This window comes from Cupriavidus sp. 2SB, from assembly GCF_005503625.1.
Classification (GTDB): Bacteria; Pseudomonadota; Gammaproteobacteria; order Burkholderiales; family Burkholderiaceae; genus Cupriavidus.
Window position 1 is genome coordinate 27,971 of record NZ_SCMX01000044.1, and the last position, 22,240, is coordinate 50,210.

Sequence of the window (22,240 nt, forward strand, 5' to 3'; positions counted from 1 at the left end):
CCATCAATGCTTCCAATGCAACAAGGCTCCATGAACGCCAATAGCGGACGGACAGATCCCCCACATGCCACGGTATCTCAACGGGCCAACGCAAAAAAGCGACCGAGCAAGCCCGCATCGGCAACCCCCTCCTCACCAACACAGCACCCTTATTTCTGCTTGTCAGCAAGTCTCGTCATCGCCAGCGGATGTCTCTCGAAAGAATGTCCCTTCGGAACAATCTCATACAGAATAAAACTGCACGCGCCGGAGAACCCGAGAGAGGTGCCTCGCAATGGGACTACCAACTCATAGTCGTGTCCCGATGCCGGCGTGAAGGCAGCTGCATCGCCACAGATGTAGCTCCCGTCGACTCGCGCATCGAGTTGTAGCCTCAATGGACGGTTCCCCGTGACATACCGCTCCAAGACGGGGAAAGTTGCATCCTCGCCTGTCGTATCTGGCATGCCGATCAGCTCTGCCTCCTTCGGCGTGGCTCCCATTCCCATCCAGCCTTTGAAGAAGACTGCGAGGAACTGTTCCTTAGGCTCGACATCGTCAATTGCCTTTATGGTAACAATCGCGGGGAAGGCATATCGGTCATTTGCCTTGACCCGGATACGAGCCTGCGTCCCTCTGTCACCCAAAGGCGAATACATCGGCGGTACGGCGCAAGCGCCTAGCGCGAGGCAGGCGGTGGCAAGCAACATCGTCGTTCGGCTGCGAAGCATCGGTTTCTATTTCCAGGCTGGCAAATGACTAACTACGGCACTCGAAACCAGACACTTCACCCCCCAAGATTGGGGTACTCAAAGCGCGAAGCACTGGACTTCCAAAGACTGCGCCAGGCTATTTTGAGAAACTGCGCTGGCAATTCTGGTCTGTTAATTCGACGAAGTGCAATTCCCTAAAGAGACGGGGGCTAACATGATTCGCTCCCCTACTGCGGCGGTTGTCCGTTCGAGGCGCTCAGGCCGCCGTCCACCGGCAGGTTCACACCGGTGACGAAACGCGCGTCATCGCTCGCCATAAAGACGATCTCGCCGGCGATATCGTCGGGCTCGGCAGTGCGGCCCAGCGCGATGCGCTCGCGAAACTTGTCTAACAGTGTCTCGTCCTCGAACATGTCTGCGGTCAGGCCCGTCCGTGTCAAAGACGGACACACCGAGTTGATGCGCACGCCGACTCGACCGTAGTCGAGCGCCAGGGCGCGCGTAAGATTTACCACCCCGCTTTTCGCGGCGTTGTAGAAGCTCAGGTTCCAGTCGGCGCCGAGCCCTGACACTGAAGCCGTATTAACGATGCATCCCTTTGATCGCATCAGATGCGGCAATGCGGCACGCGCGCCATAGCTCAGGTTCCAGTCGGCGCCGAGCCCTGACACTGAAGCCGTATTAACGATGCATCCCTTTGATCGCATCAGATGCGGCAATGCGGCACGCGCGCCATAGAACACGCCGGCGAGATCGATTGACATCACCTTGCGCCACTCGTCGACCGACGCCTCGGTGGCCCGGCCCTCGGATGCCACGCCGGCATTCTGGTGACGGGAGGCCTCGTCTTACTTTGGTTTGGATACGTTTCAATGCCTGGCAGATTGCCCAACGGGCACTCGAGTTGAGCAGTCGAGACTAGGGATCGTGAAGCTCGGCAGTTGTCTGTGCCCATACAAGGGCTGGAAGATGCCGACCTAGTAGACGGCACGAAAAAAAGACCCGCCCCATGTAAACTGGGGCGGGTCTTTCTATAGCGGCCACAGAGCCAATCGTTCCAGACTGTTTAGCGAGTTTGACAAACGCACAAGCAGCGATTTGCCAACTCGCATTCCCTCAGAACAACCTTGTTTTTACCTCACCACCATCCGCTTACCGCAAATATTGGAACAAATTCATGCCCTGGATCTGCATGAACGATTGCTGCGCGCCTTGCAGTGCCGTCTGGCGCTGGTAGTACTCGCCGATTGCCGCAGCGTAGTCCAGGTCCTGCAGGTTCGACAGCGTCTGCGCGTTGCTCAGGTCGCGGTTCTCGCCGATGGTGTCGAGTGCGTCCAGTTCGTTCATGCGCGAACCCACCGATGCACGTACCGTCAGCACGTTGTCGAGCGAGTTGTTGTTCTGGCGCAGGCCCGTGGCAATCACGTTCTGCAGGTTGGCGTTGGCCGTTTCCGGCGACGTGCCGGAGTTGATCGGCTGCTTCAGTGCGTCGATGACGCTCTTGAGGTTGGCGAACACATCAGCGCCAGCCTGTTGCGCGGGCTCTGCGGACATCGTGTCGCCGTCGGCCGGGGTGCCCTTCACCGAGAACGAAACGCCTGCCACGTTGATGGAACCACCGTCAACGTAGTCCACCGGGCCGCCGATTGCCGCACCCGTCGTCGCGTTGGTCACCGTGTATTGCATCTTGCCGGTGCCGGCGTTGGTCTGGAACGTGACCGCCAGCTTGGTGCCGTAGAGGGGGTTGCTCGGGTCGGTCACGGACGGCGCGCTGTACGTGGCCGTGCCCGTGTTGGCACTGTTGCCTTTGAGCACGTAGCCGGCGCTGTTGCTCACCGACTGGAATACTTCCGCGCCCGTGTTGCCCGCGGGCATCTGGCGCGACACATCCACTTGCAGCAGCTTGTGGCCGGTATCGCCCTGGTACGTCACGTTGCCGGCGGCGTCGGCCGCGAACGGCACGGTGCCGGTTTTCAGGCCCGCGAACAGGTAGTTGCCCGTGCCGTCGTCGGCATTGGCCAGGCCCAGCAACTGGTCGTACTGGCCTTGCAGCGCGGTGGCCAGCGAGGCGCGGTCGGTATCGCTCAGCGTACCGTTACCGGCGTTCACCAGCAGCGTCTTCACGCTCTGCAGCACCGTGGTCACGGTAGTCAGCGAGTTTTCTTCCAGTGCCAGCGCCGAGTTGGCTTCCTTGCGCGAAGCGGTGTACTGGCCGTTCACGGCACCTGCCTGCGTCACGCCCAGCGCGCGCGTGGCGGCAACCGGATCGTCCGAAGGCGTGAGGATACGGCGGCCCGTGCCCAGCTGTTGCTGAACATGCATCAGCAGGGACTGCTGGTTGTTCATCGACTGCAGGCCCTGGTGGTAGAGGGTAGAGGTTGCGACGCGCATTGCGAGGATTCCTTCCGGTTGTTCTCTAAGACGGCTACGGGCCGGCTACTGGATAGTGACGATTAGCGGCCGATGCCGATCAGGGTGTCGAAGACGGTACTGGCTGCCTGGATGACCTTGGCGTTGGCCTGGTACAGCTGCTGGAACTTCAGCAGGTTCACGGTTTCCTCATCCATGTTCACACCCGACACGGACTGCTGCGCGGCGTAGACCTGGTTCGTGATGCTGTCCTGCGAGGTGGAAGCGATCAGCGCCGACTTCGTCTTGCTGCCCACGTCGTTGACGAGCGTGGCGTAGGCGTCGTTGAAGCTCGACGTGCCGTTGATCGTCTTGGCCGTCTGCAGCTTGGCCAGCAACAGCGCGTTGCCGTTGTCGGACACGGAGCCGGCGTTGTTCGACAGCGTGAACGTGTCGCCATCCTTGGGCGTGCCGCCGAAGCTGAACGTCATGCCGTTGATCGTGTAATCGACGCCCGTGGCCGTGGCGGTGGGCGCCGGCTGCGGTGCCAGCGGCGTACCCGCGGCATCGGAGAAGATGTAGGACGTCGTGGCGGCGTCGTACTTCACCGTCAGCGGTCCGGCCAGCAGCGAGAAGCCAGGCGCCACATTGGTCAGCTTGGCCGTGGCCGAGCCGGCATTGTTCGTGGCGGCGTCGGCGCGCGACGGCGAGGCGGCAGCAATCTTGGCGGGGTCCGTGATCAACGTATCGAAGCCAGCGGCGGCATTGCGCGTGGGCTGGATCTCGAACGAGTCGCTCACCGTCATGGCGCTATCCAGATTGATCTGGAAGCCGTCGGCTTCGAGCGTCATCGGATACGTGGCCGTGGCCAGCGGCTGCGTGGCGACTACGGTGTTGTCCGACTTGCGCGTCAGCGTGTAATTTCCGTTGGTCAGACGCAGCGTGTAGTCACTGACCGTCAGGTTGCTCGTGTTCGTGATCGTTGCCTGGACGATGGCGCCCGAGGTGTTCTTCGCGTTGGCAAACACTTGCGCCTTGCCCAGCGCAAACAGATCGGTGCCGATGGCGCCGTTCAGGTCGATACCGAGCTTGTGCTGGTCGTTGAACTTCTGGCCGATGGCCAGCGAGAGGCGGCCGATGGCGTTCTGCGCGGCGTCGAGCGAGTCGGTGCGGAATCGCAGGAAGCCACCGAGCGAGCCGCCCGTGATCGAACCTTCTTCCGCCTCGTACGTGCCATTGCTGCCCGGCACCGTGTAGCCGATCACGGTACGGCTGGGGTCCGATGCCGAGGGAATCGCCTTGATGTCGTACGAATCGGTGCCCAACACCAGCGGTTGACCGTTGCCGACGACCACGTTGTACGTATTGCCGTCCTGGATCACCACCTTGGCGCCGACGAGTTCGGTCAGCTTGGCCACAGCCTGATCACGCTGGTCGAGCAGGTCGTTCGGCGCCTGGCCGCCCGATGCGGCGGTCATGCGCGAGATCTCGCCATTGAGTTTCGCGATTTCCTTCGTGTAGTCGTTGACCTGCGTGACCGTCGACTTGATCTGCGTATTCAGGCCGTCCTGCAGTTGCTTGAAGTAGTCGCTCGACGACTTCATCTGACCAGCCAGCGCTTGCGCGGAGGACAGCAGGCCCTGACGCGCCGCGGCATCGGCCGGCGTGTTCGACACGGTCTGCACCGCAGCGAAGAACTTCTGCATCAGCGGAGCCAGGCCGCCCTTCTGGTCAGCCAGCAGGTTGTCGATCTGAGAGATCTGGTCGGCGTACGTGGCCAGATCCGAGCTGGCCGAGGTGGCGCCACGCAACTGGCCCGTCAGGAAGCTGTCGTACACGCGCTGCACGGTGAGCGTGTTGGAACCCTGGCCGTAGAAGCCCGAGCCCGTGTACTGGCCGCCAGCCGAGGCGATGATCGTGTTCTGGCGCGTGTAGCCTGGGGTGGCCGCATTGCTGAAGTTGTGGCCCACGGTCGTGAGAGCGTTCTGCGCAACGTTCAGGCCCGACAGACCAATATTAAACAGAGACATGTTCGTCTGACTCCGGATCGAATGGCTAGCCGGCGGCGTCAGGCCGGCGGCGATGGATACGTTGGATAACGGCGCGAAAGTGGCGCGACTTTAGCGCCGCAATTGTGTGAATTTCGTGGTTGTTGTTAGCGCTTACTCTTGACACATCCGAGCGTGCAAGCGGGTACAGCGCGACCGGGTGGTAGCGTTGTCCTTGGAAATTCTGTGGTCTTGCTCCCCTCTCCCGCTGTGCGGGAGAGGGGAGCAAACAATCGGGAATCAAATGTCTCGACTTCTTACGTCGAAACCTTCTTCATGATCCGCACCAGCTTCTCGCCGTACGCCGGATCGGTTGCATACCCCGCGCGCTGCAGACCATGCGCGGCTTCATCGGCGTTCGATGCCGATACCACGTTGGCATAGCGCGGGTTATTCGTCAGCAGGCGCGCATAGTCGTTGCACGCTTCTTCATAGGAACCATAGGAGCGGAACTTCGCGCGGGTCTTGACCGGCTGGCCATCCACGTATTCCGTAGTGAGAATCTCGGTGGTCGGGCCCTTCCAGTTGGCGCCGGCCTTGATGCCGAACACGTTGAACGAGGTCGAGCCATCGGGATTGCGAATTTCGCGGCGGCCCCAGCCGGATTCCAGCGCGGCCTGGCCGACGATGAGCTTGGCCGGCACGCCCGAGGCGCGCGCGGCGGCCATCGCGGGCTCCGCCATGCGGTTCACGAAATTGCTGATGTGTTCGGGCGAATCGTCGGGCAACTGGCCGAGCTGCGACTGCCCGTTGCCCTGCCACTCGGACTGATTCTGATACTGGCGCACACCGGCCGTGGGATTCCATGCGCCACCGGGCAGCGTCGTGCCAACCGGCGGGCCATCGGCATCGGTCGCGCCTCGGCTGTTGAGCATCTGCGCCATCTCGGCATCGCGTACGCTGGCACCTGTAATGCCACCTGCGGCGGCCATTCCCGGCGGCAACTCGGTGCCGGTGGCACGTGCAAGCTGCCGCAGCATGGCGTCTGCCAGGCCGATGCCGCGCGACGAAATCTGCTGCGACATCTGCTGGTCCATCATCGACATGTAGAGCTTGGTCTGCTCGTTGTCGAACAGGCCATCCGACGGCGTGGCATCGCGCATGCTCTTGAGCACCATGTGCGTGAACACAGCCTCGAACTGCTTGGCCGCAGCCTGCAGCGTAGCGGTGGTGTTCCCGGCGCGCGACTGGTTCTTCAGCGCTTCAAACCCTTGCGTGTCGAGGGCGAAGCGCTGGGTCAGATCGCCCGCGCTGCTCGTCGTCATCCCTGCCGCCATCAGATGATCTCCAGTTCGGCGCGCAGTGCGCCGGCCGAACGCATCGCTTCCAGGATCGTCTGCAGGTCCTGCGGCGTGGCGCCCAGCGCATTCAAACCCTTGACCACGGCGGCCAGCGACGCACCTGCCTTGACGATCTGCAACGATCCGCCATCGCGCTTGAGGTCGATCTGGGAGACCGGCGCCACCACGGTCTGGCCCTGGCTGAACGGTGCAGGCTGGCTGATCACCGGCTGCGTATTGATGACCACCGACAGGTTGCCGTGCGCAATTGCGCAGTCTTCCACGGTGACCGTCTGGTTCATCACGATCGATCCGGTGCGTGCATTGAGGATGACCTTCGCGGCGGCCTTGGCCGGCGTGACATCGAGGTTTTCCACGCGTGCCATGAAGCCCACGCGCGCGGCCGGCGTCTGCGGCGTGCGCACCTGCACCACGCGTCCGTCCATGGCGGCGGCAGTGCCCGGGCCAAGGTTACGGTTGATGGCTTCGACCACGCGCTCGGCAGTGCCGAAGTCTGTGTCCTTGAGTTCGAGATTGACGTAGCCGCCCTGCGGCTCGAACGGCGCCACGGCGCGTTCGACGATGGCGCCGTTCGCAATGCGGCCCACCGCGAGCTGGTTGATCTGCACCTTGCTGCCATTGGCCGACGCACCGGCGCCACCCACCAGCATATTGCCCTGTGCCACGGCATAGACCTGGCCATCGGCGCCCTTGAGCGGCGTCATCAGCAGCGTGCCGCCGCGCAGGCTCTTGGCGTTACCCATCGACGAGACCACCACGTCCATCTGGCTGCCCGGCTGCGCATACGGCGCGAGTGTGGCGGTGACCATCACCGCGGCCACGTTCTTGAGCTGCATGTTCTTGCCAGCCGGCAGCGTGATACCCAGCTGCGACAGCATGTTCTGCAAGCTCTGCGTGGTGAACGGCGTCTGCATGGTCTGGTCGCCGGTGTTGTCCAGCCCCACGACCAGTCCATACCCGATGAGCGGGTTGTCGCGCACGCCCTGGAACGTTGCCAGGTTCTTCAGGCGTTCCGCATGTGCGGCGCCCGTGCCGAACCCGAACAGCAGGGCCAGCACAAGGCAGGCAAAAGATACCGCACGGCCATAGCGGGAACGAAGACCGGGCGGGTTGCCGAAAAGCGAGCCTGGCATGTTGAGAGGCATCGGAGGCAGAAACATGGCGGGATCAGAACGGTAGGACATTGAGGAAGAAGCGCTGCAGCCAGCCCATGTTTTGTGCTTCATCGATGTACCCCTTCGCGGTGTACTCGATGCGTGCATCCGCCACCTGCGTGGACAGCACGCCGTTGTCGCCGGTGATCGTGCGCGGATTGACCACACCGGAGAAGCGGATGAACTCCGCACCCTGGTTGATGGCCATCTGCTTCTCGCCGGACACCACGAAGTTGCCGTTCGGCAGCACCTCCAGCACCGTCACCGTGATGGTGCCGTTGAACGTGTTGGCCGCGGACGCACCGCCGCTGGCCTTCAACGCGTTGGCACCGCTCACGTCTGCGTTCTGGCTCGTGCTGAACAGCCCCGCCAGGGCGCGCGGCACCGCATTGAACGCGAGGTTCGTGCTGCCCGTGCGGCTGGCGTTGGTGCCCGAGTTCTTGCTGGCGTTGACGTTCTCCGTGATCACGATGGTCAGGATGTCGCCAACGTTACGTGGCCGCCGGTCCTCGAACAGCGGATTGCTGGCGTACGAGGATGCAAAGATCGAACCCGAAGAGGGGCCCAGCGGACGCGGTTCTGCGCGTGCCGTGGTGGGCAACTGCACGAGCGGCTCCTTGGGCACCAGCGCGCAGCCGCCGCTCGCCAGCGTAGCCAGGGCGACGATGGCGTAGACGACGATTGCACCGATGCGATACTGCTTGGCGGCCATGGTCATTCCCGTTTCTTCAACCCATCTGGGTCAGGCGTTGCAGCATCTGGTCAGACGTCTGCACAGCCTTGCTGTTGATCTCGTAAGCGCGCTGGGTCTGGATCATGCTGACCAGTTCTTCCACCACGTTCACGTTCGACGATTCGACATAGTTGTTCTGCAGCGTGCCCGCACCGTTCAGGCCCGGCACCGTGGTGTTCGGTGCGCCCGAGGCGTCGGTCTGCGCGTACAGGTTCTCGCCCAGGCTTTCCAGACCGGTCGGGTTCGCGAACGTGGCAACCTGGATCTGGCCCACCGTCACGGCGTTGGTCTGGCCCGGCTGCGTCACGGTCACCGTACCGTCGCGTGCGATGTTCAGGCCCGTGTAGTTGGCCGGCAGCGTGATGGCCGGGTTCAGCACGAAGCCGCTCGACGTGACGAGCTGGCCGTTCGGGTCTACCTGGAACGAACCGTCACGCGTGTAGGTGGTGGTACCGTCCGGCATCGTCACCTGGAAGAAGCCCTGGCCGATGATGGCCACGTCGCGCGCATTGCCCGTTTGCTGGGGGTTGCCTTGCGTATGAATGCGTTCCGTTGCCACGGGGCGCACGCCGGTACCGATCTGCATGCCCGACGGCAGCACGGTCTGGTCCGACGACAGCGCGCCAGGCTGGCGTACGGTCTGGTACATCAGTTCCTCGAACACCGCGCGGCTTTTCTTGAAGCCCGAGGTCGACACGTTGGCCAGGTTGTTCGAGATCACGTCCATCTGCGTCTGCTGCGCGTCGAGGCCGGTCTTGGCAATCCAGAGAGAGCGGATCATGGTGTTCCTAGAATTCGTTAATTGTTCGACAGCAGCGCATTGGCACGCTGGTCGTTGGTGTCGGCGCCCGTGATCATCTTCATCTGCATCTCGAAGCGACGCGCATTGGCGATCATTTCCACCATGGACTCCACCGGGTTCACGTTGCTGCCTTCGAGCGCGCCGGAAATCACGCGCACGGTGGCGTCCTGCTGCAGTGGATCCACGCCGGGACGCAGGCGGAAGTAACCATCGTCACCGCGCGCCAGCCCTTCGGGCGGCGCCGAGACGACGCGCAGCTTGCCAACCTGCGCCAGGCCGTTGGCCGCTTCGCCCGGACCACGTGCCACCACGCTGCCATCGGTACCGATGGACACCGTGGCGCCCGGCGGCACGGCGATGGGGCCACCATCGCCCATCACCGGCCGGCCAGCCGAGTTCTGCAACTGGCCGTCGGCCGACACCTGCAGCGCTCCCGCGCGGGTGTAGGCTTCCGAGCCGTCCGGCATCTGCACCGCCAGCCAGCCGTTGCCACCGAGGGCAACGTCGAGGTCGCGACCGGTATAGGTCAGCGGCCCGGCCTTCATGTCGGCGCCCGGTGTCGAGGCCAGCGTGAAGGCGCGCGTCTGCGTTTCCTGGCCCTGCACCGGTACTGCGCGGTACAGGTTCACCTGCGCCTTGAATGCCGGCGTGGAGGCGTTGGCCAGGTTGTTCGATACTGCGGCCTGCTGGTCGAGTATCTGCTTGGCGCCCGACAGGGCGGTGTAGATCAGGCGGTCCATGGCGATCCGTCAGCGGGGGCCGGCTTAGATGTTCACCAGGGTCTGCAGGACGGTGTCCTGCGCCTTGATGGTCTGGGCGTTGGCCTGATAGTTACGCTGCGCAACGATCAGGTTCACCAGTTGGCCGGACAGGTCCACGTTCGACTCTTCCACGGCGTAGGAACGCAGCTTGCCCAGCGAGCCGCCTGCGGCACCCAGCAGTTCCTGGCCCGACGAACCTGTGGCGCTCCACACGTTGTCGCCTTCGGGCTTCAGGCCTTCGACGTTGCCGAACGATGCCAGGGCGATCTGGCCCAGCGACAGCGTCTGTTCGTTGGAATACGAGCCCAGGATCGTGCCGTCTTCCTGCACGGCGTAGCTGACCAGCGCGCCCGAGGTGTAGCCGTTCTGCACGATGCTCTTCGGGTCGTTGTCCGCACCGAACTGCGTGCTGCCCGTCAGGTCCAGGCGTGCCGTCATGGCGGCAGCGCCGTTGGCGGCCGGCAGCGTGACGCTGGGCATGGTGGCAGCCGTCGGCGCGCGCAGCGTACCGTTGGCGTCGTAGGACAGCGTGACCGTCTGCAGCACGTTGCCGTTGGCGTCGGTGACGTTCATCGACCAGTCCGTACCGCCAAAGGCGTTGGTCGGTGCCGGGGCAACGGGCGGGCCGGCCACGACCGACTTGCCGAAGTAGGCGGTGAGCTGCTGCTTGTTGCCCAGCGAGTCATAGGCCGTCATCGGCGTGCTGTAGCTGAACATCGACGAATCCGCACGGACGGCAGGCGTGCTGGCGAACACGTTGGTCGGCGCGGCGCTGCGCGAATCCAGCTGGAATTGCGCGGCAATGTTCGTGGTGGCCTTCGGCGGCATCTGCGCGTTGCTGATCGTCAGCGGCTGCGGCGCCACACCACCAGCGGTGGTGCCGGCCGGGTAACCCGTGACCTGCAGGCCCGTGCCGTTCACCAGCGTGCCGTCGTCCAGACGCGAGAGCTGGCCGTTACGCGAGTAGAAGACCTGGCCGTCCTGGTTGACCAGGCGGAAGAAGCCGCTGCCGTTGCTGATGGCCACGTCCATGCTGCGGCCCGATGCCGAGACCGTGCCGTTGCTGAACGATTGCACCACGGCGTTCACGCGCGTGCCCAGGCCGATCTTCGAGCCTGCGTACACGTCGGCGAACTGTGCCGTCGATTGCTTGAAGCCAACCGTGTTCGCGTTGGCGATGTTATTGCCGATCACGTCCAGGTTGGACGCTGCGGCATTGATGCCGCTTACCCCTTGACCAAAACCCATGATTTTCCCCTATGTAGGCTGTCGTTCGTGAATTGCCCGCGCGTATGCCGGACCGGGTTGATACGTGAATGTCTTGATAAAAACCGTGTTGCCGTGCCGATCAGGAAATGCGGCGCACGTCGTCGACGTTGGCCGTCTTGCCATCGCCCAGATCCACCAGCACGCCGGTGCTGTCGCCGCTGATGGCCTGCACCTTGCCGTAGATCAGCGGAATCGGGCTTACGTCCTTGCCGCCGGCCGTTGCCGTGACCTTGAACGCATAGTCGCCGTCTGCAACGAGGTTGCCCGCATCGTTCTTGCCGTCCCACTCCACGTCATGCACGCCGGCCTTCTGGCCCTTCATGTCGATGGTGCGCACCACGTTGCCCTTCTCGTCGAGCACCTGCACGGTCACGGCGTCTGCCGTCGTCGGGATGTCCACGCCGAACTTGCCCGACACGCCATCGGTCACGGTCAGGGCGTTGCCCGGCACCATCACGGTCTTGCCGATCAGTGCGGCGGAGTCCATCGCACGGCCAGCCGCGGTTTGCGTCAGCAACTGCGTCATGGTCTCGTTCATCGTCTGCAGACCGCTCACCGTGCTGATCTGCGCCAGTTGCGAGGTCAGCTGCGAGTTGTCCATCGGATTCAGCGGGTCCTGGTTGGTCATCTGCGTGACCAGCATTTTCAGGAAATTGCTCTGCAGGTCGGCTGCGCTTGCGCTACCGCTTTGCAGGGCCTGGTTCACCCCCGAGTTGGCGGTGCTGTTACCTACGGAAGAAGTCGATGCCATGTTGTGTTCCGGCTAGTGTTCTTGAATTCTGGAAATCGGAGATACGGAAAACGCGTTTCGGCTGGCGTCACTGACCAATGGTCAGCGTCTTGAGCATCATGGTCTTGGCGGTGTTCAGCACCTCCACGTTGGCCTGGTACGAACGCGATGCCGAGATCATGTTGACCATCTCTTCCACCGGGTTCACGTTGGGCATCGTCACGTAGCCATTGGCATCGGCCAGCGGATGCGTGGGGTTGTGGATCATGCGGGCCGGCGCGGAATCCTCCATCACGCCCGCCACCTGCACGCCACCCACATCGGTCTGGCCCGGTGTCGGGGCCATCTCGAAAATCACCTGCTTGGCCTTGTACGGCTGGCCGTTCGGCGCCACGGCGCTGTCGGCATTGGCCAGGTTCGACGCCGTCACGTTCATGCGCTGCGACTGCGCGGCCATGGCCGAACCGGCCACGTCGAAAATGTTCATGGAACCCATTGCAGCGCCCCCCTTAGTTCTGGATCGCGGACAGCATCGTCTTGATCTTCGAGCTCATGACGGTCAGGCCCGCTTCGTAGTGCACCGTGTTGTCGGCAAACGCCACGCGCTCGGTGTCCATTTCCACGGTGTTGCCATCGATACTCGATTGCAGCGGAATGCGGTACTGCAGGTCGCGCTCGTTGTTGCTCATCGCAGGCGCCTGCGCCGGCATGTGCCGCACGGACGTAGTGGACAGCGACACGCCGTCGCGCTGCTGGTTGCCGCGCTCCACGGACTGCGCCAGCGTGCTGGCGAAATCGAAATCGCGCGACTTGTAGCCCGGCGTATCCGCGTGGGCGATGTTCGAGGCAATCACCGATTGCCGCTGGGTCCGCAGGCTCAGTGCTTCCTGCTGGAAGCGGAACGCCGCATCGAGTCTGTCCATGATGTCTGCCTTTCCTGCTTTGGCTGTGGCTTCATTTCGGGGAGAGAACTGCCGTAGACCTGGGTATACCTTCCGCACACGCCAGACCGGGCTTCTTCAGGGTTGCCATCTTAGGGGCCGGGTTGTCACGCCAATCGTGCGAATAGGCAGGAGAAACCCGCGCATTTCCGGTTCGGTCTCTCGCGCGAGCCTGCCTACAATGACTCCCACTGACCGATGCCAAAACCTGGCTCGCCCGCCCCGCGCGGCGCGCCGCACAAGGCTTCGCCGTCAGTGCCAGGCGCGGCGCCGTCACGGTGCGCCAACCGCCTGTGCAAACGTTTACCGATGTTCAACTGTTGTGCGACGGCATCGACCGCGGGTTTACGCCTCCGTATTGGATTCGCAGCCCCTGCCGTCTCATCCTTGCTGGGATGACCCCTATGACTTTCTCTCGCCAGGCCGCCGCGCTGATGGCATTCGCCGGCATTGCGCTGGCGCCGTCCGCCATGGCCGCTCCCGCCCAGGTCACGCCCGTTGCGCCGCCCGGTGCGGCACCGCAAACCCAGGCCGCCCAGAATCCGTTTGCCGATGACCCCGCGCGCGTGGCCGTCGAACAGTTCCTGCAGCGCCAGTCCATGGGACTGCCGGGCAAGATCAGCGTGCAGGTGGTGCCGCCCTCGGGTGGCCGCGCGCCGGACTGCTTCAACCCCGAACCGTTCCTGCCCGCCGGCGCGGCCCCATATGGACGCGTCAACGTGGGCGTGCGATGCGGCGGCGACCGGCCGTGGACGCGCTATATGCAGGCCCGCGTCTCGGTGATGACCGATTACTACGTGGCCGCGCGTTCGATGGGTCCCGGCGAGACGATCTCCGCCGCCGACCTTGAACTTCGCCAGGGTGACCTGGCCGCCCTGCCGCGCGCCGTGGTGACCGATCCGGCACAAGTGGAAGGGTCGGTATCGGCCAACCGCATCGCCGCCGGCTCGCCGCTGCGCACGGATCTGCTCAAACGGCCGATTGCCGTGAGGCTCGGACAGACGGTCAACGTCACTGTGGAAGGCGAGTCGTTCCAGCTATCGAGCGAAGGCAAGGTGCTGAACGACGCTCCCACCGGCGCCCATGTGCAGATCCGTCTGCGCAACGGCCAGGTGGTCAGCGGCGTGGTGCGCAGTGGCGACACTGTCGTGCTGCAGTAACACAATCGGGTTAGCGTCACAAAGTTGTACCGGGAAGTTAGTCGTCACACGGGCTGGGACCCTCGACCAGGCAGGAAAATGATGTGGCAGCAACCGGCGCAGGCAGACCGTGCGACAATGCGGCGAGCCCGTTCCGGGATCGGCGGAAAAGCGTCGGAAAACACAGGATCGAACCTAAAGTTTCCGGCGGCCAGTCCGATAAGTCAGAGGAACCCAGCAAGGATTTCACCGTGAAGATCAATAACTCCACTCCGTCCCGGCCCGCCGACACCGCGGCTACCGAAGGCAACGCCCGTGCGGCGGCCACCGGTGCCACGTCGGATCCTACCGCCCTGAGCGGCGTCAGCGTCAGCCCCCTGGCTGCGCAGGTTCGCGAGATTGGTACGCGCCTGCTGCAGGACAGCGACAGCGACATCGACGCCGCCAAGGTTGCGGAAGTCCGTCAGGCGATTGCGGAAGGCCGGATCAAGATCGATCCCAGCAAGATCGCCGATGGCTTGCTCGCCTCTTTGCACGAGCTGAGCCAGGCGCCCAGCCAATCCTGACACCATGAACCAGGCAGCCCTGATCCAGTCCCTATCGCTTGAAGCCAACGCCATTGCGGCCTTCGGCCGTGCCCTTGCAGATGAGCGCGAAGCCATCAAGCGACAGGATTTCCAGGCGTTGAGCACGTTGCTCAACCAGAAGATGGAACTGGCCCAGGGGCTGAACCTTGCCACCGCCGCGCGCGAGGCCCAGATGATCGCGCAGGGCCTGCGCGTTGGTCCCGGCGGCCTGCTGGTAGGCCGCGAGGTGGACCCGCAGGTTGCCGAACTCTGGCGCAAGGTGGTGTTCTTCGCCCACAAGGCCAAGGATGCCAACGAACTGAATGGCGCCATCGTCCATGCCCATCTCGAATTCACGCAGGAAGCCATCCAGGTCCTGCGCCAGGGCGGCACGCCGCCCAACGAGATGTATGGCCGCGATGGCAAGGCGAACACCGGCGCCGCCGGCGTGAGCCTGGCCGCAGGCTGATCGCCCCACGCCTTCCCCGACCCGGCACGCGTCAGCGCCTGCCTACGTCATGCTCGGCCAACGTCCTATGTTGGCCGGCGCGCTTCCTCCCTACATTGACGGTAGGCCACTCGCCGTTCGGGTCATCCCGAGGCGGCGATGGCATCCGGTAAGCACAACAATGTCCGGAGGACCGCCATGTCATTTGCACTTTATGTAATCGGGCTCCTGCTGCTGGTGGGCGGCATTGCGTGGGCCATGTCCACTGCGGGCCTGGCGCCCGTCTATATCGGTATTGCCTGCGTGATCGTGCTGGGTATCGGCATCATGTCGGCGGTATCGCGCACGCGCACCAAAGATCCCTCCTAGTGCCGCGGCGTGGAACTCTCTCCACCGCCGGGCTCGCCGCAGCCCCATGTTTCGCAGAATGTAAACATTGCGGAACATGGGGCTCGCTCTATACACTCGAAGCGTTCAGATCTCCGCACGGTGATCGTCGCCATGTTCGAGGCACTGCGAAAAACAACCAGCGCGCTGTTTGACCCCGACCGTCGATTCCGCCAGGCTCGCATCTTCCACGCCGTCCGCGTGGCACTTGCCCTGCTGGCCTCGATCGCGCTGACTACCGGCATCAATATTCCGCATGGCGAATGGGCCACCATCACGGTGCTCGTCGTCATCGGCGGGCTCCAGCACCACGGCAACATCCGCAAGCGCGCCGCAGAACGCGGGGCCGGCACCGTGCTGGGCGCCCTGCTCGGTCTCTTCATCATCGTCCAGGGTACGTACTTCGGCATTCCGATGCTGACCTGGGGACTGCTCGCCCTGATCAGTGGGTACTGCGCCTATCACGCGGTGGGCAAGGGTGGATACGTGGCGCTGCTGACCGCCATCACCGTGATCATTACCGCCGGGCACGGCAACCAGGATGTCTATGACGCGGTATGGCGCACCGTGGATGTATTGATCGGCACGCTGATCGCGCTGGTGTTCTCGTTTGCACTGCCCGCCTATGCCTCGTACTCGTGGCGCTTCAAGCTCGCCGGCCTGCTGCGCGCCTGCGCGGCGGTGCATGCCAAGATCGAGCGCGGCATGCGCGACGAGAAGGAGCGGCAGCAGGACATGATGAAGCTGTCCGCTGCGCTCGTGCAGTTGCGCAGCCTGATTCCATCGGTAGCCAAGGAAACCAACGTCACGTCCGCCGATCTCGAAGAGGTGCAACACAGCGCGCGCGTGTGCATCAGCGCATTGGAAATGCTGGCGGCTGTGGAACCCGACGTGGCCGATACCAACGCCGATGGCAAGGAGCAGACCATCCGCGATCTGCTGCTGGAGATGGCCTCGGCGCTGGAGGCTGGCGACGAGACCATGGTGCGTGAGAACACGTCGCTGCCCGCACCACATCCCGACGATCCATCGATCGGCCACAGCTCGCACGCCTTCCTGACGCTGCAACTCTCATCCGAACTCGCTCACCTGCGCGACCACCTCTCGCAGATGGCCGTCCAGACCCGCTTCCCGTACACGATGCGGGTAACGGGTTGATGGCCGCATGGCCATGCAGTGGCTAGACACCCGCACGCGGCAGGTTCTCCAGCATCCCGCGCGCTTCCTGCTCCAGGCACTGAAGAACTTCCGCGCCAACCAGGGCCTGCTGTTGGCGGGCGCAGTGGCCTACTACGCGCTGCTGTCGATCGTGCCGTTGCTGATCCTGATGATGATTGGCCTGTCGCATGTGATCGAACCCGACCGGCTGCTGGCCACGCTGGCGCGTTACCTGGAATGGCTGCTGCCCGGTCAATCGCGCGCACTGGTGGGTGAACTCTCGCGGTTCCTGACCAATCGATCCGTCATCGGCTGGGTACTCGCCATCACGATGGTCTTCTTCAGTTCGTTAGCGTTCACGGTGCTGGAGAACGCCATGTCGGTGATCTTCGTTCATCGCGTGGCCATCCGGCGCCGGCATTTCCTGGTCTCCGCCATCCTGCCCTATTGCTACATCCTGGTACTCAGCGTGGGCCTGCTGATCGTGACGGTCATGGCCGGCGGCCTGCAAACCCTGGGGGAGCGGCACCTGGAGGTTCTGGGCTACGACTGGTCACTGGATCACCTCTCGGGCGGCCTGCTCTACCTGCTGGGATTCGTGGGCGAAGTGCTGCTGCTGACTTCCATCTATCTGGTGATGCCGGTCGGCCGCCTGTCCGTGCGGCACGCGCTGATGGGTGCCCTGTTCGCCGCCGTGTTCTGGGAAATCTCGCGCCACGTACTGGTCTGGTATTTCTCGACCCTGTCCCAGGTCGGGCGCGTCTACGGCTCGCTGACCACGGCCATCGTCGTGCTGCTGAGCCTGGAGATCGCGGCCACCCTGCTGCTCTTCGGCGCCCAGATCATCGCCGACTTCGAACGCGGCGAAGGTCCGCCACGCGGCGCCCGCGATGGCGCATTCCATACCTGACCACGCGCGGACTATATTGGTACGTCGTAGCCCCGTGCATCCTTGATGAGTAGCGCATCCGCCACATTTTCGTGGAGATACCCGAGTAGGCTACTTGGACTCTTCTATAAGACATAAGAATTGCGCATTTCGTCCAGCGGATAACTGCGTCAAATTGACGGAGGTTACGCGAAGATGACAGCACGAAGTCGGATAGAAGTTAAAAACCGAGCGGAATGCGTCTGCATGCACCGAACAAATTTCACATGAAGGATCACACCCCCGCCATGCAAAATCAGGCAAAATTCCATCCTTGCCTCGATCCGCAACCCGGAGCCGGGGCATTCCCCAACCCGAATTTGATGCGAGATACGCGATGAGCAACCAGCAGCCCACCATCATCTACACCCTAACCGACGAAGCTCCGCTGCTGGCCACCAGTGCCTTCCTGCCCATCATCCGCACGTTCACCAAGCCTGCGGGCGTGAACGTGGAAACCAGCGACATCTCCGTGGCTGGCCGTATCCTGGGCGAATTCCCCGAGTTCCTGACCGAAGAGCAGCGCGTGCCGGACAACCTGGCCGAACTGGGCAAGCTCACGCAGAACCCGGACACCAACATCATCAAGCTGCCGAACATCAGCGCCTCGGTGTTCCAGCTGATCAGCGCGATCAAGGAACTGCAGTCGAAGGGCTACCGTATCCCCGACTATCCCGAAGATCCGAAGACCGACGAAGAAAAGGCCATCCAGAAGCGTTACTCGAAGTGCCTGGGCAGCGCCGTGAACCCGGTACTGCGCGAAGGCAACTCGGACCGCCGCGCGCCTGCCGCCGTCAAGAACTACGCACGCAAGCATCCGCACAGCATGGGTGACTGGAGCATGGCCTCTCGTACCCACGTGGCGCACATGAAGCACGGCGACTTCTACCATGGCGAGAAGTCCACCACGCTGAACGGCGCCCGCGAAGTGCGCATGGAACTGGTCACCAAGAGCGGCAAGACCATCGTGCTGAAGCCGAAGGTCGCGCTGCAGGACGGCGAGATCATCGACAGCATGTTCATGAGCAAGAAGGCCCTGCTGGCCTTCTACGAAGAACAGATGGAAGACGCGCGCAAGACCGGCGTCATGCTGAGCCTGCACGTCAAGGCCACCATGATGAAGGTGTCGCACCCCATCGTGTTCGGCCACGCCGTCAAGGTCTTCTACAAGGACGCGTTCGCCAAGCACCAGAAGCTGTTCGACGAACTGGGCGTGAACGTCAACAACGGCCTGGTTGACCTCTACACCAAGATCGAGCAACTGCCCGAATCGAAGAAGGAAGAAGTCATCCGCGACATGCACGCCTGCCACGAGCATCGTCCGGAACTGGCCATGGTGGATTCGGCCAAGGGCATCTCGAACCTGCACGCACCGAACGACGTGATCGTGGATGCATCGATGCCGGCCATGATCCGTATCGGCGGCAAGATGTGGGGCGCCGATGGCCGCACCAAGGACACGAAGTGCCTGATTCCGGAATCGACCTTCGCCCGCATCTATCAGGAGATCATCAACTTCTGCAAGACCAACGGCGCATTCGATCCGGTCACGATGGGCACGGTGCCCAACGTGGGCCTGATGGCACAGAAGGCCGAGGAATACGGTTCGCACGACAAGACGTTCGAGATCAGCGAAGACGGCGAAGCCCGCATCGTCGACAACGCCACGGGTGAAGTCCTGTCGGCGCTGACGCAGCAAGTGGAGCAGGGCGACATCTGGCGCATGTGCCAGGTCAAGGACGCACCGATCCGTGACTGGGTGAAGCTGGCCGTGACGCGCGCCCGCAACTCGGGCATGCCGGCCGTGTTCTGGCTCGACCCGTACCGTCCGCACGAAGCCGAACTGATCAAGAAGGTGGAAACCTACCTGAAGGATTACGACACCAACGGCCTCGATATCCAGATCATGTCGCAGGTGCGCGCCATGCGCTTCACGCTGGAACGCGTGATCCGCGGCCTGGACACCATCTCGGTGACCGGCAACATCCTGCGCGACTACCTGACCGACCTGTTCCCGATCATGGAACTGGGCACCAGCGCCAAGATGCTGTCGATCGTGCCGCTGATGGCCGGTGGCGGCATGTACGAAACGGGCGCCGGCGGTTCGGCTCCGAAGCACGTGCAGCAACTGGTGGAAGAGAACCACCTGCGCTGGGATTCGCTCGGCGAGTTCCTGGCCCTGGCCGTGTCGCTGGAAGAACTCGGCATCAAGTCGGGTAACGCCCGCGCCAAGACCCTGGCCAAGACGCTGGACGCCGCAACCGGCAAGCTGCTCGACAACGCCAAGAGCCCGTCGCCGAAGACCGGCCAGCTCGACAACCGCGGCAGCCAGTTCTACCTGGCCATGTACTGGGCCCAGGAACTGGCCGCGCAAACCGCCGACGCCGAACTGGCCAAGACGTTTGCACCGCTGGCCAAGACGCTGACGGAAAACGAGAAGACCATCATCGGCGAACTCTCGGACGTGCAAGGCAAGGCCGTGGACATCGGCGGCTACTACAAGCCGGACGAAGCCAAGCTGGCCGCCATCATGCGCCCGAGCAAGACGCTGAACACGGCGCTGGAATCGATCAAGGGCTGAGTCGTTTCCCGACCGTTGGACTGACATGGCCGCGCAGATTGGCGGCCATGAAGAAAAACCCCCGGAGCATCGCAGCCCGGGGGTTTTTCTTTTCTGTCCGGCTACAGCACGCTCACATCGGCCGTATTCGATATGACCTGCAGCGCTTGCGTCTCGCCCGTGGCCACTGACGGCGCGGTGCCGCCCGATACCCGCTGCATCGTATGGAACGTGCAGTTGAGCTTGTCCGGCGTCAGCGTCACCAGCGCGTACCCTTCCGCATTGGTATCCACGTGGCGCAGCCATGGATTGAACGTCCGCAGGGTGCTGTCGAAGGTGTTGATCAGCGTGCCGCCCACGTTGCTGTAGATCAGGTCGCGCAACGCGGCGAATACCTGGTCATTGTCCACCACCGCGCGAAATGAACTGAGCAGCGTGTTGCTCGACAGGCCCGCCGTCACCAGGTCCACCATCACTGGTGCCGGGCTGGGCGCGTCGAAGTCGTCCATCACCTGCCCCGCGAAGAACGCGTGGATGTCACCGCTGAGCGCCACCACGTTGCGGATGCTGTTGCTTTTCAGGAACGCCATCAGGTTCTTGCGCTCGGCATTGAAGCCATCCCACTGGTCGGCGTTGAGAATGAACTTGCCGAGCAGCGTGACCGACGGCAGCCGCGCCTCGATGAACGGCTTGATGGTGGCGTCGAAACCCGCCGCGTCGATGCCCACGGATACCAGCACGTTGCGCAAGGCCGCGTAACCCAGCCCCACGTAAGTGCCTGCCGCCTTGGCAACGGCCAGGTCGCTGGCCAGCGCAGTTGCCATTGCACTCTCCACCGGGGCCAGCGTGCCATTGACGAGCACCAGCGCACGGGCGATCAGCTTCGACAGCGCCTCGGTGATATCCACCTCCATTCGCAGCATCGAGAGCTGGTTGCCCCAGAGCTTCCACGTCGTGTTGCCACCGCCCATGCGGTCCTGCCACCACGCACGCTGCACATCGCCCAGCATCGACACAGGCGTCAGTACCCCGCCAGCATTTGCGATCTTGGCGGCTTCCGCTGCCGCGAGCGTATCGGCCTCCACCAGGAACACACTCCCCACGGCGCGTCCGGTGGATTGCTCGGGGATGATGTGGTCCGCCCGGTACAGCCGCTCGTCGGTCATCACCAGCGTGGCGAGATTGCCGAACGTGAACGCGCGGTATATCTGGATGTTCTGAAACGAAGGGTTGTCCGCGTCGAAACTCACATCGGCAGGCATGAACTCGAACCATGCCTGGTTGGCTGCGCGTCGGCGCGCCGTGCGTGGCGTGAGGTCATCGTCCGAATCGTAGGTCTGGCGGTCCTGCCAGCAGTTATCTGAAAACTCGTGATCGTCCCAGATGGCGATCATCGGCGCCGAAGCATGCAACGCCTGCAAGCGGGCATCCGCCCGGTAGCTGCGATACAGGTAGCGGTAGTCGTCGAGCGTGGTGGCGTAGACACTGCCGTCGGGCAGCGCCGTACCGCTGGGCAAGGTAAGCGGCGCATGCCGATCTTCGACGAGTCCCGTGCGCGAGCCGCCTGGCACGGCTTCGTAGATGTAGTCGCCCACATGGACGATGAAATCGAGATCCTGCTGCGCCAGTTCCTCCATGCCGGCCCAGTGGTTGGCGTTCCAGTCCTGGCAACTCACGAATGCGAAGCGCAGTTGCGACAATGCCGTGCCCGCCGTGGCGGCCGTACGCGTACGGCCCGTCGCGCTTGCCCGGTTGCCAAGCAGGAATCGGTAGTAGTAACGCGTACCGGCGCTCAGACCGGTCACCTTGTTGCGCAGTGTGTAGTCCCATTCTGGACGCGCCATGAGCGGCTGGTTGACCAGCAGGGTCGGTGGCGCGAAGTCGTCCTGCGTGGCTACCTGCAGGCGCACGACAACGGGCCGCTTGCCGTTGGTTCCCTCCACGCGTGTCCAGACAATCACGCTGTCGGGCCGCGGGTCTCCGGAGGCCACACCATGCACGAAGTTGAAGTTTTCAGGATTGCCGGAATCGCCGGCGGGGTCGGGCGGTGGATCATTCCCGCCACCACCGCAAGCGGCCAGGCCAGTTGCGGCAACAGAAACGGTAAGAAATCCTCCCAACCTGAGAAATTGGCGTCGGTCCATGGCTGTTCTTCCTTGTATGTGGGGATAGGCAGCCAGGGACGGGTTGCCACGCAAGGCACCGGGCTTGCTTGCGGGGCAGGTCGCAACTCGATACTAGGCGGGCACTACTGCTTGTGCCGTCGGTGTTCGT

The 22,240-nt window shown here is 63.2% G+C and carries 20 protein-coding genes and 1 pseudogene; 7 read left to right on the forward strand and 14 right to left on the reverse strand.

From position 1 onward, the window contains the following. Positions 1-149: 149 nt before the first annotated feature. From FFS21_RS19725 to flgB, 13 genes and pseudogenes are all read right to left on the reverse strand, one after another. Positions 150-689 carry a hypothetical protein gene (locus FFS21_RS19725; RefSeq protein WP_137926473.1) on the reverse strand — a complete coding sequence of 180 codons (540 nt, stop codon included), beginning with the start codon at positions 687-689 and terminating at the stop codon, positions 150-152. 230 nt (positions 690-919) lie between these two features. Beyond that, a pseudogene (locus FFS21_RS19730) lies at positions 920-1,519 on the reverse strand (SDR family NAD(P)-dependent oxidoreductase); the annotation flags it as partial. A 325-nt stretch (positions 1,520-1,844) separates the two neighbouring features. Continuing rightward, on the reverse strand, positions 1,845-3,083 hold the full coding sequence (gene flgL / locus FFS21_RS19735; protein WP_137926475.1) for a flagellar hook-associated protein FlgL: 1,239 nt from the start codon (positions 3,081-3,083) through the stop codon (positions 1,845-1,847). A gap of 62 nt (positions 3,084-3,145) precedes the next feature. Next, entirely contained in the window at positions 3,146-5,071 is a 1,926-nt protein-coding gene (flgK, locus tag FFS21_RS19740; protein ID WP_137926476.1) for a flagellar hook-associated protein FlgK, read from the reverse strand. A 275-nt stretch (positions 5,072-5,346) separates the two neighbouring features. Further along, positions 5,347-6,354: a flagellar assembly peptidoglycan hydrolase FlgJ gene (gene flgJ, locus FFS21_RS19745; RefSeq protein ID WP_137926477.1), complete on the reverse strand. Its 1,008-nt coding sequence runs from the start codon at positions 6,352-6,354 to the stop codon at positions 5,347-5,349. A gap of 11 nt (positions 6,355-6,365) precedes the next feature. Then, the gene (locus tag FFS21_RS19750) at positions 6,366-7,550 is read right to left on the reverse strand and encodes a flagellar basal body P-ring protein FlgI (RefSeq protein ID WP_137926478.1); all 1,185 of its coding nucleotides are present in this window, start codon (positions 7,548-7,550) and stop codon (positions 6,366-6,368) included. Positions 7,551-7,557: 7 nt separating this feature from the next. Beyond that, a complete protein-coding gene (gene flgH / locus FFS21_RS19755; protein WP_137926479.1) occupies positions 7,558-8,262 on the reverse strand; it encodes a flagellar basal body L-ring protein FlgH in 705 nt (234 codons plus the stop codon). Between the two features lie 10 nt (positions 8,263-8,272). Next, the gene (gene flgG / locus FFS21_RS19760) at positions 8,273-9,058 is read right to left on the reverse strand and encodes a flagellar basal-body rod protein FlgG (protein WP_137926480.1); all 786 of its coding nucleotides are present in this window, start codon (positions 9,056-9,058) and stop codon (positions 8,273-8,275) included. A gap of 17 nt (positions 9,059-9,075) precedes the next feature. After that, on the reverse strand, positions 9,076-9,819 hold the full coding sequence (gene flgF, locus FFS21_RS19765; protein ID WP_137926481.1) for a flagellar basal-body rod protein FlgF: 744 nt from the start codon (positions 9,817-9,819) through the stop codon (positions 9,076-9,078). A 24-nt stretch (positions 9,820-9,843) separates the two neighbouring features. After that, entirely contained in the window at positions 9,844-11,088 is a 1,245-nt protein-coding gene (gene flgE, locus FFS21_RS19770; RefSeq protein ID WP_137926482.1) for a flagellar hook protein FlgE, read from the reverse strand. A 100-nt stretch (positions 11,089-11,188) separates the two neighbouring features. Beyond that, positions 11,189-11,860, reverse strand: coding sequence for a flagellar hook assembly protein FlgD (locus FFS21_RS19775; RefSeq protein ID WP_137926483.1), 672 nt, complete (start codon positions 11,858-11,860; stop codon positions 11,189-11,191). Between the two features lie 67 nt (positions 11,861-11,927). Then, positions 11,928-12,335 carry a flagellar basal body rod protein FlgC gene (gene flgC / locus FFS21_RS19780; protein ID WP_137926484.1) on the reverse strand — a complete coding sequence of 136 codons (408 nt, stop codon included), beginning with the start codon at positions 12,333-12,335 and terminating at the stop codon, positions 11,928-11,930. A 13-nt stretch (positions 12,336-12,348) separates the two neighbouring features. Continuing rightward, on the reverse strand, positions 12,349-12,765 hold the full coding sequence (flgB, locus tag FFS21_RS19785; protein WP_137926498.1) for a flagellar basal body rod protein FlgB: 417 nt from the start codon (positions 12,763-12,765) through the stop codon (positions 12,349-12,351). A gap of 419 nt (positions 12,766-13,184) precedes the next feature. Here flgB and flgA point away from each other — a divergent pair, with 419 nt between their 5' ends. From flgA to FFS21_RS19820, 7 genes are all read left to right on the forward strand, one after another. Next, positions 13,185-13,940, forward strand: a complete 756-nt coding sequence (gene flgA / locus FFS21_RS19795) for a flagellar basal body P-ring formation chaperone FlgA (protein ID WP_137926485.1) — start codon at positions 13,185-13,187, stop codon at positions 13,938-13,940. A gap of 230 nt (positions 13,941-14,170) precedes the next feature. Beyond that, the gene (gene flgM / locus FFS21_RS19800) at positions 14,171-14,485 is read left to right on the forward strand and encodes a flagellar biosynthesis anti-sigma factor FlgM (RefSeq protein WP_137926486.1); all 315 of its coding nucleotides are present in this window, start codon (positions 14,171-14,173) and stop codon (positions 14,483-14,485) included. Between the two features lie 4 nt (positions 14,486-14,489). After that, on the forward strand, positions 14,490-14,954 hold the full coding sequence (locus FFS21_RS19805) for a flagellar protein FlgN (protein ID WP_137926487.1): 465 nt from the start codon (positions 14,490-14,492) through the stop codon (positions 14,952-14,954). Positions 14,955-15,131: 177 nt separating this feature from the next. Further along, positions 15,132-15,302, forward strand: a complete 171-nt coding sequence (locus tag FFS21_RS32055) for a hypothetical protein (RefSeq protein WP_171020449.1) — start codon at positions 15,132-15,134, stop codon at positions 15,300-15,302. Positions 15,303-15,434: 132 nt separating this feature from the next. Beyond that, positions 15,435-16,478, forward strand: coding sequence for an FUSC family protein (locus FFS21_RS19810; RefSeq protein WP_137926488.1), 1,044 nt, complete (start codon positions 15,435-15,437; stop codon positions 16,476-16,478). A 13-nt stretch (positions 16,479-16,491) separates the two neighbouring features. Then, positions 16,492-17,388, forward strand: coding sequence for a YihY/virulence factor BrkB family protein (locus FFS21_RS19815; protein ID WP_137926500.1), 897 nt, complete (start codon positions 16,492-16,494; stop codon positions 17,386-17,388). A gap of 355 nt (positions 17,389-17,743) precedes the next feature. Continuing rightward, positions 17,744-19,987: an NADP-dependent isocitrate dehydrogenase gene (locus FFS21_RS19820; protein ID WP_137926489.1), complete on the forward strand. Its 2,244-nt coding sequence runs from the start codon at positions 17,744-17,746 to the stop codon at positions 19,985-19,987. Positions 19,988-20,088: 101 nt separating this feature from the next. Here the strand turns inward: FFS21_RS19820 and FFS21_RS19825 are convergent, their stop codons facing one another. Further along, entirely contained in the window at positions 20,089-22,110 is a 2,022-nt protein-coding gene (locus FFS21_RS19825) for an alkaline phosphatase D family protein (RefSeq protein WP_137926490.1), read from the reverse strand. Positions 22,111-22,240 lie beyond the last annotated feature (130 nt).

Excerpts from the sequence above, each read along its gene's own strand:
- FFS21_RS19815 (WP_137926500.1), top strand. The coding sequence starts at position 16,492 with ATGCAGTGGCTAGACACCCGCACGCGGCAGGTTCTCCAGCATCCCGCG.
- FFS21_RS19725 (WP_137926473.1), bottom strand. The coding sequence starts at position 689 with ATGTTGCTTGCCACCGCCTGCCTCGCGCTAGGCGCTTGCGCCGTACCG.
- FFS21_RS19820 (WP_137926489.1), top strand. The coding sequence starts at position 17,744 with ATGAGCAACCAGCAGCCCACCATCATCTACACCCTAACCGACGAAGCT.
- flgF (WP_137926481.1), bottom strand. The coding sequence starts at position 9,819 with ATGGACCGCCTGATCTACACCGCCCTGTCGGGCGCCAAGCAGATACTC.
- FFS21_RS19805 (WP_137926487.1), top strand. The coding sequence starts at position 14,490 with ATGAACCAGGCAGCCCTGATCCAGTCCCTATCGCTTGAAGCCAACGCC.
- flgL (WP_137926475.1), bottom strand. The coding sequence starts at position 3,083 with ATGCGCGTCGCAACCTCTACCCTCTACCACCAGGGCCTGCAGTCGATG.
- flgC (WP_137926484.1), bottom strand. The coding sequence starts at position 12,335 with ATGGGTTCCATGAACATTTTCGACGTGGCCGGTTCGGCCATGGCCGCG.
- flgE (WP_137926482.1), bottom strand. The coding sequence starts at position 11,088 with ATGGGTTTTGGTCAAGGGGTAAGCGGCATCAATGCCGCAGCGTCCAAC.
- flgG (WP_137926480.1), bottom strand. The coding sequence starts at position 9,058 with ATGATCCGCTCTCTCTGGATTGCCAAGACCGGCCTCGACGCGCAGCAG.
- flgJ (WP_137926477.1), bottom strand. The coding sequence starts at position 6,354 with ATGACGACGAGCAGCGCGGGCGATCTGACCCAGCGCTTCGCCCTCGAC.
- FFS21_RS19750 (WP_137926478.1), bottom strand. The coding sequence starts at position 7,550 with ATGTTTCTGCCTCCGATGCCTCTCAACATGCCAGGCTCGCTTTTCGGC.
- flgK (WP_137926476.1), bottom strand. The coding sequence starts at position 5,071 with ATGTCTCTGTTTAATATTGGTCTGTCGGGCCTGAACGTTGCGCAGAAC.
- flgH (WP_137926479.1), bottom strand. The coding sequence starts at position 8,262 with ATGACCATGGCCGCCAAGCAGTATCGCATCGGTGCAATCGTCGTCTAC.
- FFS21_RS32055 (WP_171020449.1), top strand. The coding sequence starts at position 15,132 with ATGTCATTTGCACTTTATGTAATCGGGCTCCTGCTGCTGGTGGGCGGC.
- FFS21_RS19775 (WP_137926483.1), bottom strand. The coding sequence starts at position 11,860 with ATGGCATCGACTTCTTCCGTAGGTAACAGCACCGCCAACTCGGGGGTG.
- flgA (WP_137926485.1), top strand. The coding sequence starts at position 13,185 with ATGACTTTCTCTCGCCAGGCCGCCGCGCTGATGGCATTCGCCGGCATT.
- FFS21_RS19825 (WP_137926490.1), bottom strand. The coding sequence starts at position 22,110 with ATGGACCGACGCCAATTTCTCAGGTTGGGAGGATTTCTTACCGTTTCT.
- FFS21_RS19810 (WP_137926488.1), top strand. The coding sequence starts at position 15,435 with ATGTTCGAGGCACTGCGAAAAACAACCAGCGCGCTGTTTGACCCCGAC.